At 65.9% G+C, this 13,881-nt stretch carries 11 protein-coding genes; 2 read left to right on the top strand and 9 right to left on the bottom strand.

Annotation, left to right across the window (positions count from 1 at the left end; genetic code table 11):
- Positions 1-33: 33 nt before the first annotated feature.
- Positions 34-684, top strand: coding sequence for an SGNH/GDSL hydrolase family protein (locus tag ACUCV0_RS04790; protein ID WP_482212138.1), 651 nt, complete (start codon positions 34-36; stop codon positions 682-684).
- A 667-nt stretch (positions 685-1,351) separates the two neighbouring features.
- Here ACUCV0_RS04790 and tusA read toward each other — a convergent pair.
- Positions 1,352-1,591: a sulfurtransferase TusA gene (tusA, locus tag ACUCV0_RS04785; protein ID WP_027597771.1), complete on the bottom strand. Its 240-nt coding sequence runs from the start codon at positions 1,589-1,591 to the stop codon at positions 1,352-1,354.
- A gap of 256 nt (positions 1,592-1,847) precedes the next feature.
- Positions 1,848-2,909: a 23S rRNA (cytidine(2498)-2'-O)-methyltransferase RlmM gene (rlmM, locus tag ACUCV0_RS04780; RefSeq protein WP_482212137.1), complete on the bottom strand. Its 1,062-nt coding sequence runs from the start codon at positions 2,907-2,909 to the stop codon at positions 1,848-1,850.
- Between the two features lie 197 nt (positions 2,910-3,106).
- On the opposite strand from rlmM, the gene acnA reads away from it, so the two are divergent.
- Positions 3,107-5,806: an aconitate hydratase AcnA gene (gene acnA / locus ACUCV0_RS04775; protein ID WP_482212136.1), complete on the top strand. Its 2,700-nt coding sequence runs from the start codon at positions 3,107-3,109 to the stop codon at positions 5,804-5,806.
- A gap of 48 nt (positions 5,807-5,854) precedes the next feature.
- Here acnA and ACUCV0_RS04770 read toward each other — a convergent pair whose 3' ends face one another.
- From ACUCV0_RS04770 to ACUCV0_RS04740, 7 genes are all read right to left on the bottom strand, one after another.
- Entirely contained in the window at positions 5,855-6,748 is an 894-nt protein-coding gene (locus ACUCV0_RS04770) for a LysR family transcriptional regulator (protein ID WP_323149760.1), read from the bottom strand.
- Between the two features lie 128 nt (positions 6,749-6,876).
- Positions 6,877-8,058, bottom strand: coding sequence for an acyl-CoA dehydrogenase family protein (locus tag ACUCV0_RS04765; RefSeq protein WP_482212135.1), 1,182 nt, complete (start codon positions 8,056-8,058; stop codon positions 6,877-6,879).
- Positions 8,059-9,384, bottom strand: a complete 1,326-nt coding sequence (locus ACUCV0_RS04760; RefSeq protein WP_059314621.1) for an LLM class flavin-dependent oxidoreductase — start codon at positions 9,382-9,384, stop codon at positions 8,059-8,061.
- Positions 9,381-10,328, bottom strand: a complete 948-nt coding sequence (locus ACUCV0_RS04755; RefSeq protein WP_482212134.1) for an ABC transporter substrate-binding protein — start codon at positions 10,326-10,328, stop codon at positions 9,381-9,383. Before ACUCV0_RS04755 ends, ACUCV0_RS04760 begins: the two co-directional genes overlap by 4 nt.
- Before the next feature lie 70 nt (positions 10,329-10,398).
- Positions 10,399-11,487: an LLM class flavin-dependent oxidoreductase gene (locus ACUCV0_RS04750; RefSeq protein WP_482212133.1), complete on the bottom strand. Its 1,089-nt coding sequence runs from the start codon at positions 11,485-11,487 to the stop codon at positions 10,399-10,401.
- 629 nt (positions 11,488-12,116) lie between these two features.
- Positions 12,117-12,983, bottom strand: coding sequence for an ABC transporter permease (locus tag ACUCV0_RS04745; RefSeq protein ID WP_482212132.1), 867 nt, complete (start codon positions 12,981-12,983; stop codon positions 12,117-12,119).
- 14 nt (positions 12,984-12,997) lie between these two features.
- A complete protein-coding gene (locus ACUCV0_RS04740) occupies positions 12,998-13,879 on the bottom strand; it encodes an ABC transporter ATP-binding protein (RefSeq protein ID WP_434776422.1) in 882 nt (293 codons plus the stop codon).
- Between the last annotated feature and the right edge of the window lie 2 nt (positions 13,880-13,881).

Genomic DNA, 13,881 nt, shown 5'->3' with positions numbered 1-13,881 from the left:
GTGGACGTCACTCTATCCTGGCGAGGTCCTGACATGCCCCTGCGTACCCTGCTCTGTTATGGCGACTCCAACACCCACGGCACCCGTCCCCTGACCCAGCCCGGCGTGCTCGAACGCTTCGGCTGGGACGAACGCTGGACCGGCGTCCTGGCCCGCGGCCTGGGCAGCGACTGGCAGGTGATCGAAGAAGGCCTGCCGGCGCGGACCACGGTGCACGACGATCCCATCGACGGCCAGCACAAGAACGGCCTCACCTATCTCCGACCCTGCCTGGAAAGCCAGCTGCCCGTGGATGTCCTGCTCCTGATGCTTGGCACCAACGATCTCAAGGCACGGCTGTCGGTGACGCCCGCGGACATCGCCAGTGCGTTGCAGGTGCTGCTGGAAGAGATCAAGCGCTGCAATGCCGGCCCGAACGGCGCCACGCCCAGGCTCATCGTGATGGCACCGGCCCCCATCGAGGAAGTGGGCTTTCTTGGCGAGATCTTCGCCGGCGGCGCGGCTAAGTCCCGTCAATTGGCCGAGCGCTATCGACAGGTAGCCGAGGCCCAGGGCGCAACCTTCGTCGATGCCGGGGAGCTCATCCAGGTAAGCCCAGTGGACGGCGTGCATTTCGAAGCGAACCAGCATCGGCGGCTGGGGGAGCATCTGGTGGGGGTGGTCAGAGCGGCCGCTAGCGCTTGATCGTAGCCTGGACAACGGCGCGGCCTTGTCCACGGACTTGATGCCACACAGTGAAAAACGTTGCGCGGTTTTCCACGCTACGGGGTGGCTGGCATTGCCCTGTTGGGCTTCGACGATGGAGCCGTCTCAGCCCAACCTACGCATGACTCGCCTATGTAGGAGCGGCCCATGGCCGCGATGAGGCTTGAGCTTGAACTTGAGTTGCCGGAAGTAAGCGGGCGTTATCGCGGCCATGGGCCGCTCCTACAGGCCTGCAGGGCTGAACGTAGTGTGGACAACGGCGCAGCCTTGTCCACGGACTTGATGCCACACAGTGAAAAACGCTGCGCGGTTTCCCATGCTGCGGGGTGGCTGGCATCGTCCTGTTGGGCTTCGACGATGGAGCCGTCTCAGCCCAACCTACAGAACCGCATCAACGTAGGTTGGGTTGAGCGCAGCGAAGCCCAACATCCTCGGCTCAGCGCCGTTTTCAGCGATCCGGGCCGTAACGTTGACGAAGGGCGTGGTACTGCTCGCTGTAAGCCTGATACCCCAGGTTTCTGGCCTGAAGTGCAGCCAGCTCGTCTTCAAAGGTCAGCGCAGCCGGCGTGGCGGTCGAGGCAACAGGCGCGATGGACCGGCGATTGTGAGCCAAGTCACAGCAGCAAAGCGAGCCCTGCGCTGGAAGTCATTCCACCTTCTTGCGGATCCAGTACAGGTAGCGCCCTTCCCCTTCGCTCTTCTCCACCAGCTCATGGCCGAGGAAGACGCAGAACTTGGGGATGTCGCGCTGGGTGGAGGGATCGGTGGCGATGACCTTGAGCAGGGCGCCGGGGGCGATGTCGCGCACCTTGTTGTGCAGCATCATCACCGGCTCCGGGCAGTTGAGCCCGCTGGCGTCGAGGGTGGCATCGGCTTCGAGGGTCATCGGCACTCCAGAAAACGCTAAAAATAGATATCGAGTAGGCGCGAGAACCTGTGCAAAGTTTCGCGAGCTAGAGACAGGCAAGGCGCAACGACCAGCGAGAGTAACAGCCAACGGCTGGCCCGAAGGGTGAGCGCCAGCGAATAAAGCCGTCGAGGAAGCGCAGTTTACGAGTGTAAATGAGCATTTCGACAGGGCTGGCGATCCAGGCGGTTTTCAACGCAGCCTGGCCGACGCGCAGCAAACTTTGGATAGGTTCTCAGGGTTTACGATCCAGCCGGCGCAGATGACAGGTCACCTCCTCGCGGTCGTGGTAAAGCTGCTTGCAGCCGATGACCACGCGCTGGCCACGATCCTTGAAGTGATGGCGCAGGCGTTCGAGGATGCCGGCCACTTCGCGATAGCGCTGCTTCATCGGCAGCTTGAGATTGACCACCGCCTCGCGGCAGTGGCCCTCGCCGATCCAGCGCTCGATCAGCGCCGCGGTGCGCGCGGGCTTCTCGACGATGTCGCAGACCATCCAGTCCACCGGACGCTTGGGAACGAAGGCGTAGCCGTCGACCTGCAGGTGCTCGACGAGGCCGGTATCCATCAGCGCCTCGTTCATGGGGCCGTTGTCCACCGCCGTCACCAGCATCTCGCGGGCCACCAACTGCCAGGTCCAGCCACCCGGGGCGGCGCCCAGATCGACGGCGCGCATCTCGGAGGACAGGCGGGTTTCCCAATCGGCACGCGGGATGAAGTGGTGCCAGGCCTCTTCCAGCTTGAGGGTCGAGCGACTGGGGGCCTCGCGGGGAAACCTCAGCCGCGGGATGCCCATGGGCCAGAGCGCGGCGTTGCCCGGCTCGACCACGCCGACGAAAACCTCGCGTCCGCTGAGAAAGGTTAGCTGCAGCCGTGGCGCCCGGGCATCGTCCACCAGGCGGCCGGCCTTGCGCAGCGCCAGGGTCAGGGGGCGCTCGAATTTCTTGCAGAAGGTGGAGAGCGCCTTGCCATCGTTGGTGTCGGGCATCTCCAGGGCCAGACTGCCGCAGACAGGATAGTCAGCCAGCAGCTCCAGCAGCGGGCCGATGCGATCCTGCTCGGGCAGGCTGAGAAAGGCGCCACGGGACCACTGGCGGGGAAAGATCAGCTCGGCGAAGGTAATGTTCTGCATCAACCGGGCGGCACCCTCGGCGTCGCCACAGACGAATTCGGCATAGGCCGCACCCGGCTTGCCCTTGGCATAACCGGCCACGCCGAGCAGCGCCGCCCGCTCGCCAAGCTCGGCGCAGACCTCGCCTTCGAATCCGGTACGGCACAGCAGCAACAGGGTATTCACGACGGAGCTTCCTCAAGGGGTCACGCAGGGCGCGCACTATACCCCAGCGCGCCCGCTGGGGAACGCCAGCGGCGCCTATCTGTCCAGTACTACACCTAGAAAAATCAGTCCGCCCAGCGCTGGTACGGGTCTCCTTCACCTTTCGAGGCTCGTACGGCCAGCGGGCAACCGTCGAAGCGTCGATAAGGAGACCCCTGATGCCAGCCCTGGACAGCCTCAAAAGCCTCAAGACCCTGCAGGTCGGTGAGCGCACCTACCACTATTACAGCCTGCCCGACGCGGCCAAGACCTTGGGCAGTCTCGACAAGCTGCCCAAATCGCTCAAGGTGCTGCTGGAGAACCTGCTGCGTTGGGAAGACAACCAGACCGTTACCGGCGAGGACCTCCAGGCCCTGGCCGACTGGACCAAGACCCGTTCCGCCAATCGCGAGATCCAGTACCGGCCGGCGCGGGTGCTGATGCAGGACTTCACCGGCGTACCGGCAGTGGTCGACCTGGCCGCCATGCGCGAAGCCGTGGCCAAGGCCGGTGGCGATCCGCAGCGGATCAATCCGCTTTCCCCCGTCGACCTGGTGATCGACCATTCCGTGATGGTGGACCGCTACGCCAGCGAAAACGCCTACCACGAGAACGTCGAGATCGAGATGGAGCGTAATGGCGAGCGCTACGCCTTCCTGCGCTGGGGCCAGAACGCCTTCGACAACTTCCGCGTGGTCCCGCCGGGCACCGGTATCTGCCACCAGGTCAACCTGGAGTACCTGGGCCGCACCGTCTGGACCAAGGAAGAGGACGGCCGCACCTATGCCTTCCCCGACACCCTGGTCGGCACCGACTCCCACACCACCATGATCAATGGCCTGGGCGTGCTGGGCTGGGGCGTGGGCGGTATCGAGGCCGAGGCGGCCATGCTCGGCCAGCCGGTGTCCATGCTGATCCCCGAGGTGGTGGGCTTCAAGCTCACCGGCAAGCTGCGCGAGGGCATCACCGCCACCGACCTGGTGCTGACCGTGACCCAGATGCTGCGCAAGAAGGGCGTGGTGGGCAAGTTCGTCGAATTCTTTGGTGATGGCCTGGCCACCCTGCCCCTGGCCGACCGCGCCACCATCGGCAACATGGCCCCGGAATACGGCGCCACCTGTGGCTTCTTCCCGGTTGACCAGATCACCCTGGATTACCTGCGCCTGTCCGGTCGCCCCGAGGAAACCGTGCAGTTGGTGGAGGCCTACACCCAGGCCCAGGGCCTCTGGCGCAACCCCGGCGACGAGCCGGCATTCACCGACGTGCTGGAGCTGGACATGGGCGAAGTCCAGTCCAGCCTGGCCGGTCCCAAGCGGCCCCAGGATCGCGTACTGCTCGGCGAGGTCGCCAAGACCTTTGGCGATTTCACCGCCCTGGCGCCGAAAAAAGCCGAGGCCCCTAAGGCTGGCAGTGGCGTGGAAGTCCAGCTCGACGGCCAGACCTTCCAGCTGGAGGACGGCGCGGTAGTGATCGCTGCCATCACCTCCTGCACCAACACCTCCAACCCCAGCGTCATGATGGCCGCCGGCCTGTTGGCCAAGAAGGCGGCCGAGAAGGGCCTGATGCGCAAGCCTTGGGTGAAGTCTTCTCTCGCCCCCGGCTCCAAGGTGGTGACCGACTACTACAATGCCGCCGGTCTCACGCCCTATCTCAACGACCTTGGCTTCGACCTGGTCGGCTATGGCTGCACCACCTGCATCGGCAACTCCGGCCCGCTGCTCGACCCCATCGAGAAGGCGATCCAGGACGCCGACCTCACCGTGGCTTCGGTGCTCTCCGGCAACCGCAACTTCGAAGGCCGTGTGCATCCGCTGGTCAAGACCAACTGGCTGGCCTCGCCGCCGCTGGTGGTGGCCTATGCGCTCGCCGGCAGCGTCAAGGTCGATCTGACCCAGGAGCCGCTGGGCACCGGCAATGACGGCCAGCCGGTCTATCTGAAAGACGTCTGGCCCACCCAGCAGGAAGTGGCCGACGCCGTGCAGAAACTCGACACCGCCATGTTCCACAAGCAATACGGCGCCGTGTTCGATGGTGACGAGAAGTGGCAGGCTATCCAGGTGCCGGACGCTGAGACCTATGTCTGGGACGCCGACTCCACCTACATCCAGAATCCGCCGTTCTTCGAAACCATCGCCGGCGATCCGCCACGTATCGCCGATATCCACGATGCCCGCATCCTGGCGCTGCTGGGCGATTCGGTCACCACCGACCACATCTCCCCTGCCGGCAACATCAAGAAGGACAGCCCCGCTGGCCGCTATCTGGCCGAGCATGGCGTGGACTATGCCGACTTCAACTCCTACGGCTCGCGCCGTGGCAACCACGAAGTCATGATGAGAGGCACCTTCGCCAACATCCGCATAAAGAACGAGATGTTGGGCGGTGAAGAAGGCGGCAACACCTACCACGTCCCCACTGGCGAAAAGCTGTCGATCTACGACGCGGCCATGAAGTACGAGCTGGAGAACACCCCGCTGGTCATCATCGCCGGCAAGGAATACGGCACCGGCTCCTCTCGTGACTGGGCCGCCAAGGGTACCAACCTGCTGGGCGTCAAGGCGGTGGTCGCCGAGAGCTTCGAGCGCATCCACCGTTCCAACCTAGTAGGCATGGGCGTGTTGCCGCTGCAATTCAAGGACGGCGTCGACCGCAAGTCCCTGGGGCTGACCGGCAAGGAAAAGATCGCCGTGTTGGGCATCGACGGTGTCGAATTGCGCCCGCGCATGCCGCTGACCCTGGAAGTCACCCGTGAGGATGGCAGCCTGGAAAGCGTCGAGGTGTTCTGCCGCATCGACACCCTCAACGAGGTGAGCTACTTCAAGGCCGGCGGCATCCTGCACTATGTACTGCGGGAGTTCCTGGCCAAGCCTGCGGCCTAAGCAGGCGTTAGCGAACGCCCGGCAGCCTGGCTGCCGGGCGTTCTGCTGTCAGGAGGTTGCCAACAGCTGACTCGCCGCCCGCCCGAACCCCTCGACCACCTCCTGCAGCGGTCCGAGAAAGCGCGGGTAGATCAGCCATAGCTGGATCTCCGGCTTGAAGTCCTTCAGCGGGATCACCGCCAGGCGTTCGCGATGGGCACTCAAGGCCAGCAGCGGTGCCGGGACCAGGCCTAGACCCTGGTCGTCCGCCACGAGGCCGAGCTGGAGTTCTGTGCCATAGGTTTCCAGGTTAATACGCAACGCCTGACCCTGCTCGGCCAGGGTTCGTTGCAGGCTGGCGCGAAAGCCACAGCCATCGGGATTGAGCACCCAGCCCTGACCCTGGATGTCGGCCAGCCGTTGCGCCTTGACCGGCGCCTGGTCTCGGGCGCAGACCACCTGCAGCGGCATGGCGCCCAAGGCATTGGCCTCGACGCCGTCGGGAAACACCTTGTTGGCCGGAAACAGCACCAGGGCGCCATCCAGCTCGCCGTGCTCGATACGGCTGACCAGCACGCTGCCCCAACCGGTCGCCACCTGGGTACGCAGTTCCGGGTAGCGGGTGCGGATAGCCTTCACGGCCTCCAGCAACAGCGCATCGCCCAGGGTCTGGGGTACGCCAAGGCGCAGCAGTCCGGACGGCGGGACATCACCCGCCACTCGCTCGCGCAGGGCGTCCATCTCGCGCAGGATGGCGCGGCAGTGGCCGTAGACCTCCTGACCCAGGCGTGTCGGCTTGAGTGGCTTGGTGTGGCGGTCGAGCAACTCGACACCCAGATCCTGTTCCAGGCTCTGCAGGCGGCGGGTGATGGCTGGCTGGGTAAGTCCCAGGGACAGTGCGGCGGCATTGAGGGAACCGCTGCGGAGCACCGCGACAAAGGCTTCGATATCGTCGGTCTTCATGAGGAGGCGCCTGACTTTTCGGTTCTGGACATGCATCCCAAGCATAACCCAGGGCCATCTCACCTGCCCTTGTTCAGCGCTACGTCGTCCACTCCACACTAAATCCACAGCGGTGATACGGACGTTCGTCAGGTATAGGCGCGGATATCGGGATACTGGCCTTTGGCCGCATAACAACCGACCTCCAGTACCTTGTAGGCCAGTGGATCGTGCAGGCTGTGGGTGCGCACATCGCGCCAGAAGCGATCCAGGCCGAGACGGTTGTGCGTGGCGCGAGCGCCCAGGGCGTCGAACACGCGAGTTGTGACGTCCAGCGCGGTGCGCGCCGCCAGCACCTTGGCGCTGGCCACGGCAATGGCCGTCTCGCCGCGCAGTTCGGCGGTAAAGGCATCGTCGGCGTCGAGCAGCTCCTGTACCCGTTGCGCCGCTAGATCGGCCAGGGCCACGGCGCCTTGGAGGGCGATCCAGAGTTCGCCCATCTGGCTCAGCACCAGTTGATCCTCGCTGGCGCGGGTGGCCAGGGAATGCACCCAGGGCCGCGCCTCTTCGTGCAGATAGCGTCGCGCCTCGCGCAGGGCGCCCTGGGCTGCCCCCAGGTAGTACTGGGTAAAAGCCGACTGGTTGACCGGGGTGCGGATCACCGCGGCGAAGTCGTCGGCGTCCTCCAGGTCGCAGATCTGGACCTCCTCGGCGCTGGCCCAGACGTCTGTTAGGGTAAAGCTGCCACTGTCGCTGCGGGCAACGCCGAAGTGATCCCAGTCATCGGCGTAGGCCAATCCGGGCCGGTCCGCCGGCAGGGTGACCATCAGCCGTGCGCCACTCTCCCGGTCGCGGGCGCTGATGGTGAGGCGGTCGGCAAAGGCGGCACCGCTACAGAAACCCTTGCGCCCGGTCCGGCGATAGCCACCGCCGGCGAGCGGAAGGGCCAGGATGTCGTCATCACGCGGATTGACCACCCCGGCCAGCCACAGACGGCCTTCCGCGATTTCCGCCAGTAGTCGGTCGCGCCTGGGCCGGGGCTCGCGCCGCAGGTTGACGGTATTGAGCAGGTGGTACCCATAGAGCAGGCCCACTGAACCATCACCGGCAGCGATCTCGCGCAGCACACGCATGGCCAGCGACCAGGGCTGACCGGCGCCCCCGAGGCGCACGGGTATGACCAGGTTGGTCAGGCCGCTGTCCTTGAGTCTTTGCAGCTGGGCGTCGGGACGAATGCGCTCGCGTTCGTCGGCCACCACCCGGGCGGCGAACTCCGCGCCGATTTCGCGGGCCAGCGTCAGCCAGCCAGCAGCCTCCTCGATCGTGCTCATCTAGTCCTCCAGGGGGCCGAGGCCCAGGTGATCTCTCAGGGTCGTGCCTTGGTACTGGCGCCGGAACAGCCCGCGGCGCTGCAGGTGCGGCACCACGCTCTCGCTGAATTCGACGAAGGAACCCGGCAGGTAGCCGGGGGAAATCACGAAGCCGTCGCACCCGCCGGCTTCGAACCACTCGGCCAACTGGTCGGCGATCTGGGCAGCGGTACCCACCAGCTGCGGCACGCGGACACTGGCGGCGTAGCTGCGACCCAGTTCGGCCAGGGTGGTGCGCCGCCCCAGCGCCAGCAGCTTCTCGGCAGCGGCCAACGGCAGGTCGCCGACCTCGGCCACCTCGCCCAGGGCGGTGTCCAGGGTGAAGCGGGACAGGTCGATGTTGAGCTGGGAGCAGAGGGTAATCAGCCCCACTTCCGGTTGCGCCAGGGCGTTGTGCCGCTCCTGCTTGGCGCGCGCCTCGGCTTCGCTGCCGCCGATGAAGGGCATCACCGAAGTGAGGATCTTGCAGCGGTCGGGCGAGCGCCCCTGCTCCAGCACCTGGCGGCGGACATCGTCGCGAAAGGTGCGCATAGCGGCGAGGTTCGGCTGGATGGTGAAGATGGCTTCGGCCCAACGCGCGCCAAAGCGCCGGCCACGACCGCTGGAACCGGCCTGGATCAGCACCGGGCGCCCCTGGGGACTGCGCGAGATATTGAGCGGGCCCTCCACGCGGAACCAGTCGCCCTGGTGATCGAGGGCGCGCACCTGCGCGGGATCGGCCAGCACGCCGCCTTCGCGATCCAGCCGCAGAGCGCCTGGCCCCCAGCTGCGCCAGAGCTTGAGTGCCACTTCGACGAATTCATCGGCACGGTCGTAGCGCAGGTCGTGTTCCAGGTGGCGCTCCCTGCCGAACAGCCGGCCCTCGCTGTCGTTCATCGAGGTGACGATATTCCAGGCTGCGCGCCCGCGGGACAGGTGATCGAGGGTGGCGAAGGCCCGGGCGACATGGGCGGGTTCGTAGTAGGTGGTGGAGCGGGTGCAACCAAGGCCAAGGTGGCGGGTATGGGCCACCAGATAGGACAGCAGCGGCAGCGGGTCGAGGCGGGTGGCATCCTGGGCGCCCAGGCGCAGGGCGGTCTCCCGCGAGCCGCCGAGCTGATCGCCCACGGCTAGGCGGTCGGCGAAGAACAGGAAGTCGAACAGCCCCTCCTCCAGGGCCTTGGCCGCGCGGACGTAGTAGTCCGGGTCGAGGAAATCGCCTTGAGTCTCGGGATGGCGCCAGATGGCGTGGCTATGGACGACGGGACCGGCCAGCAGGAAGCCGGCGAGGTGCAATTGGCGACTCATCGGCTGGCCTCCGTGGAAGCTTGCAGGTAGCGATTGAAGCTCTGGTCATAGAGAGACTTGACGTCATAGGGCTGCTGCAGCACCCCGGCCTTGACCAGGAAGTCGGCGGTCTTCTGGCCATCGCTCAGGGTCTGGGCGCTGATTGGCTCGACCCAGGTGGCGTCGCGGCGGAACCAGCGTTCGGCGATGGCCGAATCGGAGTTGTTGCGTTTGGCCCAAGCCTGGGCATAGACGTCGACGTGGTCGCGTGCCCAGCTGCGGGCCCGTTGCAGGCGGGCGACAAAATCGCCAATGGCGGCGCGGTTTTCGTCCAGGCGCTGGGTGTTGGCCACCACATAGACCGGCGCTGGCATCAGGTCCTTGGCGGTGACCAGCACCCGTCCGCCCTGACGCTCCACCATACTCACGTAGGGTTCCCAGGTGGCAGTGGCATCGAGCGTGCCCTGGCTCAGGGCGGCTACCGCCTCGGTGGGCATCAGATAGCTGTAGCGGGGGGCGTCACTGGGCAGCCCGGCCTGCTCCAGCGCCGAGTAGACCAGCTGCTGGCTCCAGGAGCCCTTCCAGATGGCCACGCGCTTGCCGGCCAGGTCCGCCACCGTCTTGATCGGCGAATCCTCGCCGACCACGATGGCGGTGCCGTCCGGGCGGTTGCGGGTCACCGCCACCACCTTGATCGGTCCCCCGCAGGCGGCCAGGGCAATCACCGGGGTGTCGCCGACAATGCCCAGGTCGATGGAGCCGACATTGAGCGCTTCCACCACCGGCGCCCCGGCGTTGAATCTCTTCCACTGGATCTGGTACGGCAGGTCCTTGAGTTCACCCGCCTGCTCCAACAGGGTACTGCTGTAGTAGAACTGATCACCGATGGTGAGGGTGACCGCCTGGGCCAGGTTGGCGGAGGTGCCGGCCAGCAGGCCGGCGGCGAATAGCAATCCCTTGATCACGAAAACGTCTCCTCGAAGGTATCGGGAGCGCTCCGTGGGTACGGTCGCGCGGTAGGTAGGTCAGAACGCTTCAGCCGGTGCGGCGGACGCTGGCCAGGCGCGCGGCGACCTTTTGCCGGGTCAGGGGAATCAGCTCGCGACCGTATTCCACGGCATCGTTGAGCGGATCGAAACCGCGGATCAGGAAGCTGTCGATGCCCAGGTCGTAGTAGTCCAGCAGGGCATCGGCGACCTGCTCGGCGGTGCCCACCAGGGCGGTAGAGTTGTGCCCGCCGCCGACCAGGGCGGCGATGCCGGTCCAGAGCCGACGATCCACACGATCACCCAGGGCCACGGTGTCGCGCAGGCGCTGGGCCCCGACCGCTTCCGGCTTGGCCGGATGCACGGCGCCTTCTGCGGCCAGGCGCGCCTTGGCCTGTTGGCGGATGCCCTCGGCCTTGGCCCAGGCAGCATCCTCGGTTTCGCCCAGGATCACCCGGAAGGAGACGTTGAAGCTGGGGGTGCGGCCATGGCACGCCGCCTCGGCGCGGACCGCGGCGATGGTCTCGCGGGTCTGGGCCAGGGACTCGCCCCACAGCGCGAAGACATCGGCGTGCTTGCCGGCCACCCGCAGGGCGGCTGGCGAGGAGCCGCCGAAATAGACCGGCAGACTCGGCTGCTGCAGCGGCTTGATGGCGGAGAAGCCCTTCGCCACCCGGTAGTGCTCGCCCTCGTGGTCGAAGGGCTGGGTGCTGGTCCACTCCTGGCGCACCACGTCGAGGAATTCCTCGGTGCGGGCGTAGCGCTGGTCGTGGTCGAGCCAGTCGCCATCCTTGCGCTGCTCCCCGTCGCTGCCGCCGCTGATGATGTGCACCGCCAGGCGGCCGTCGAGCAGATGATCGAGGGTCGCCAGCTTGCGTGCCGCCAGGGTCGGGGCAACGAAGCCGGGACGATGGGCTAGCAGGAACTTGAGTGTCCGGGTGGCCTGCCCCGCCAGGGCGGTGACCAGGAAGCCATCGGGTTGATCGGACCAGTAGCCGACCAGAATGCGATCGAAGCCGGCCAGCTCGTGGGCCTGGGCGAAGCGGGTGATGTAGCCCTTGTCGAAGATGGGGCCGGAGGGGGCGATGATCTCCGAGGTGAGGCGATGGCCGATCATGCCGAGGAACTGAACGCTCATGGTGGTGAATCCCGTGCCGAGGTAAAGGGGACGCCTTCCGGGAAGGCGTTGGCTGGGGTCCACCTTAGATAGCCAGCGCATAACAAGGAAATTCCTTATACGCATATCCTAATGCGAGATTTATTTACATTGCGCATTTAATAAAGATAGCTCCGTACTTCTTCTTATGACCGCGATGGCGCTGTAGCGTGGAAAACGGCGCAGCCTTTTCCGCTGGAGGAGTTCGCTGCGAAGGGCGTCCTCACCCCAGCCCTCTCCCAGGGGGAAGGGACAGCCCGCACGAAGGTCTAGATCCGCGGTTACCCGGCCAAAGTCCGTGCATTGTTGGGCTTCGATGGTGGAGCCGTCTCACCCAACCTACGAGGGTGTTCCGCAGGCTGGGTTGAGCACCGTAGCGTGGAAAACGGCGCAGCCTTTTCCACAGGAGGAATTCGCTGCGAAGGGCGCCCTCACCCCAGCCCTCTCCCAGGGGGAGAAGGGGCACTCCGCGCGAAGGTCTAGATCCGCGGTTACCCGGCCAAAGTCCGTGCATTGTTGGGCTTCGACGGTGGAGCCGTCTCAACCCAACCTACAGTGCTATCTCGTAGGTTGGGTTGAGCGCAGCGAAGCCGAATAGGCCGGGGAAGACCCTAACGCTGCATCCCCCACTTCTTCACCGTCAGCCGCTCCAGGGTGGCGAACACCAGGCCTTCCACCAGCAGGCCGATGATGATCACCGCGGCGAGGCCAGCGAAGACGCGGTCGGTGTAGAGCTCGTTGCGATTCTGGAAGATGTACCAGCCCAGGCCGCCCTTGCCGCTGGAGGCACCGAACACCAGCTCGGCGGCGATCAGGGTGCGCCAGGCGAAGGCCCAGCCGATCTTCAGGCCCGAGACGATGGCCGGCAGCGCCGCCGGGATGAGGATCAGCCCGACGTACCTTAGCCCCTTGAGACCGTAGTTGCGCCCCGCCATGCGCAAGGTGTCGGAAACGCCGAGAAACCCCGAGTAGGTGTTGAGCGCCATGGGCCAGAGCACCGAATGCACCAGCACGAACACCAGGCTGTTCTCGCCCAGGCCGAACCAGAGCAGCGCCAGGGGCAGCAGGGCGATGGCCGGCAGCGGATTGAACATGGAGGTCAGGGTGCCGAGCAGGTCGCGACCGAACTGGGTGGAGACGGCCAGGGCGCTCAGCGCCAGGGCCAGCACCACGCCCAGCAGATAGCCCTTGAGCAGGGTGCCGAGGGAAATGGCAACCTTGGCCGGCAACTCGCCGGTCACCAGGCCATCCCAGAAGGCCGCGGCGGTCTGCAGGAAGCTGGGCAGCAGCAGGTCGTTGCCCTGCCAGCGGGCGGCCACTTCCCAGGCCAGCATCAGGATCGCCAGGATCACCAGCTTGCGCAGCCAGGCCTGGCTCCACAGGCGCGTGGCCAGGGGTAGTTCGACCGCCAGCGGCAGATCGTCGAGGGGCGCGAGGTCCCGTTGGTATTCGGCCCGCACCGGGGACTGTCGAGTCATGGTCCACCTCGAAACTAGTAGGAAATTCGGCCCTGGACGATGGCCTGCTGCAGGCGCAGGCGCTCGTCGGCGACCTCCGGTGGCAGGGTCTGAACGTCGTCGGGGAACAGCAGGTTGTGGATGCGCAGCGCGGTACTCTGGAATTCGGCGCCGCCGAAGTCCTCGAGGCCGAACTGGTGGCAGTTGAGTTCCGCGCGGACCCGGCCCGGATGGGGCGACAGGAGCAGGATGCGATTGCCCACCACCAGCGCCTCTTCGATGGAGTGGGTGACGAACAGCAGGGTGAAGCGCACCTCATCCCAGAGCGTCAGGAGTTCTTCCTGCATCTTGCGGCGGGTCAGGGCATCCAGCGCAGCGAAGGGTTCGTCCATCAGCAGGATCTTGGGCTGCATGGCCAGGGCGCGAGCGATGGCCACCCGCTGCTTCATGCCACCGGAGAGATGATGCGGATAGGCATCGACGAAGCGCGTCAGGCCGACCTTGTCGAGGTAATGCAGCGCCCGCTCACGCGCCTCGCCACGACTGGCCTGGCGACTGGCGAGCAGCGGGAACATGGTGTTTTCCAGCACCGTCTTCCAGGGCGGCAACTGGTCGAATTCCTGGAACACCACGATGCGATCCGGTCCCGGGTCCTTGATCGGCTGGCCCTCCAGGCGAATCTCGCCGTGCAGCGGCGGCAGGAAGCCCGCCACCGACTTGAGCAAGCTGGACTTGCCGCAGCCGGACGGGCCGAGCAGCACGAAACGGTCGGCGCCATGCACCTCGAAGGACACCTGGTGCGTGGCCCGCACCCGGCGCTCGCGGGTGCGGTATTCGAGGTCAAGATCCTGCACCTGCAGCAGCGGCTGGGTCTGCGCCAGGGTCAGGTGCGGACGGGAAGCGAGAGGAGCGTTCATGG

The sequence above is a fragment of the Pseudomonas sp. VMV1 genome (genome assembly GCF_056790235.1).
Note: the sequence above shows the minus strand (reverse complement) of the source record. Positions and strands in the feature narration are given on the sequence as shown.

Excerpts from the sequence above, each read along its gene's own strand:
- ACUCV0_RS04760 (WP_059314621.1), bottom strand. The coding sequence starts at position 9,384 with ATGAGTCGCCAATTGCACCTCGCCGGCTTCCTGCTGGCCGGTCCCGTC.
- ACUCV0_RS04765 (WP_482212135.1), bottom strand. The coding sequence starts at position 8,058 with ATGAGCACGATCGAGGAGGCTGCTGGCTGGCTGACGCTGGCCCGCGAA.
- ACUCV0_RS04745 (WP_482212132.1), bottom strand. The coding sequence starts at position 12,983 with ATGACTCGACAGTCCCCGGTGCGGGCCGAATACCAACGGGACCTCGCG.
- ACUCV0_RS04790 (WP_482212138.1), top strand. The coding sequence starts at position 34 with ATGCCCCTGCGTACCCTGCTCTGTTATGGCGACTCCAACACCCACGGC.
- ACUCV0_RS04770 (WP_323149760.1), bottom strand. The coding sequence starts at position 6,748 with ATGAAGACCGACGATATCGAAGCCTTTGTCGCGGTGCTCCGCAGCGGT.
- ACUCV0_RS04750 (WP_482212133.1), bottom strand. The coding sequence starts at position 11,487 with ATGAGCGTTCAGTTCCTCGGCATGATCGGCCATCGCCTCACCTCGGAG.
- acnA (WP_482212136.1), top strand. The coding sequence starts at position 3,107 with ATGCCAGCCCTGGACAGCCTCAAAAGCCTCAAGACCCTGCAGGTCGGT.
- ACUCV0_RS04740 (WP_434776422.1), bottom strand. The coding sequence starts at position 13,879 with ATGAACGCTCCTCTCGCTTCCCGTCCGCACCTGACCCTGGCGCAGACC.
- tusA (WP_027597771.1), bottom strand. The coding sequence starts at position 1,591 with ATGACCCTCGAAGCCGATGCCACCCTCGACGCCAGCGGGCTCAACTGC.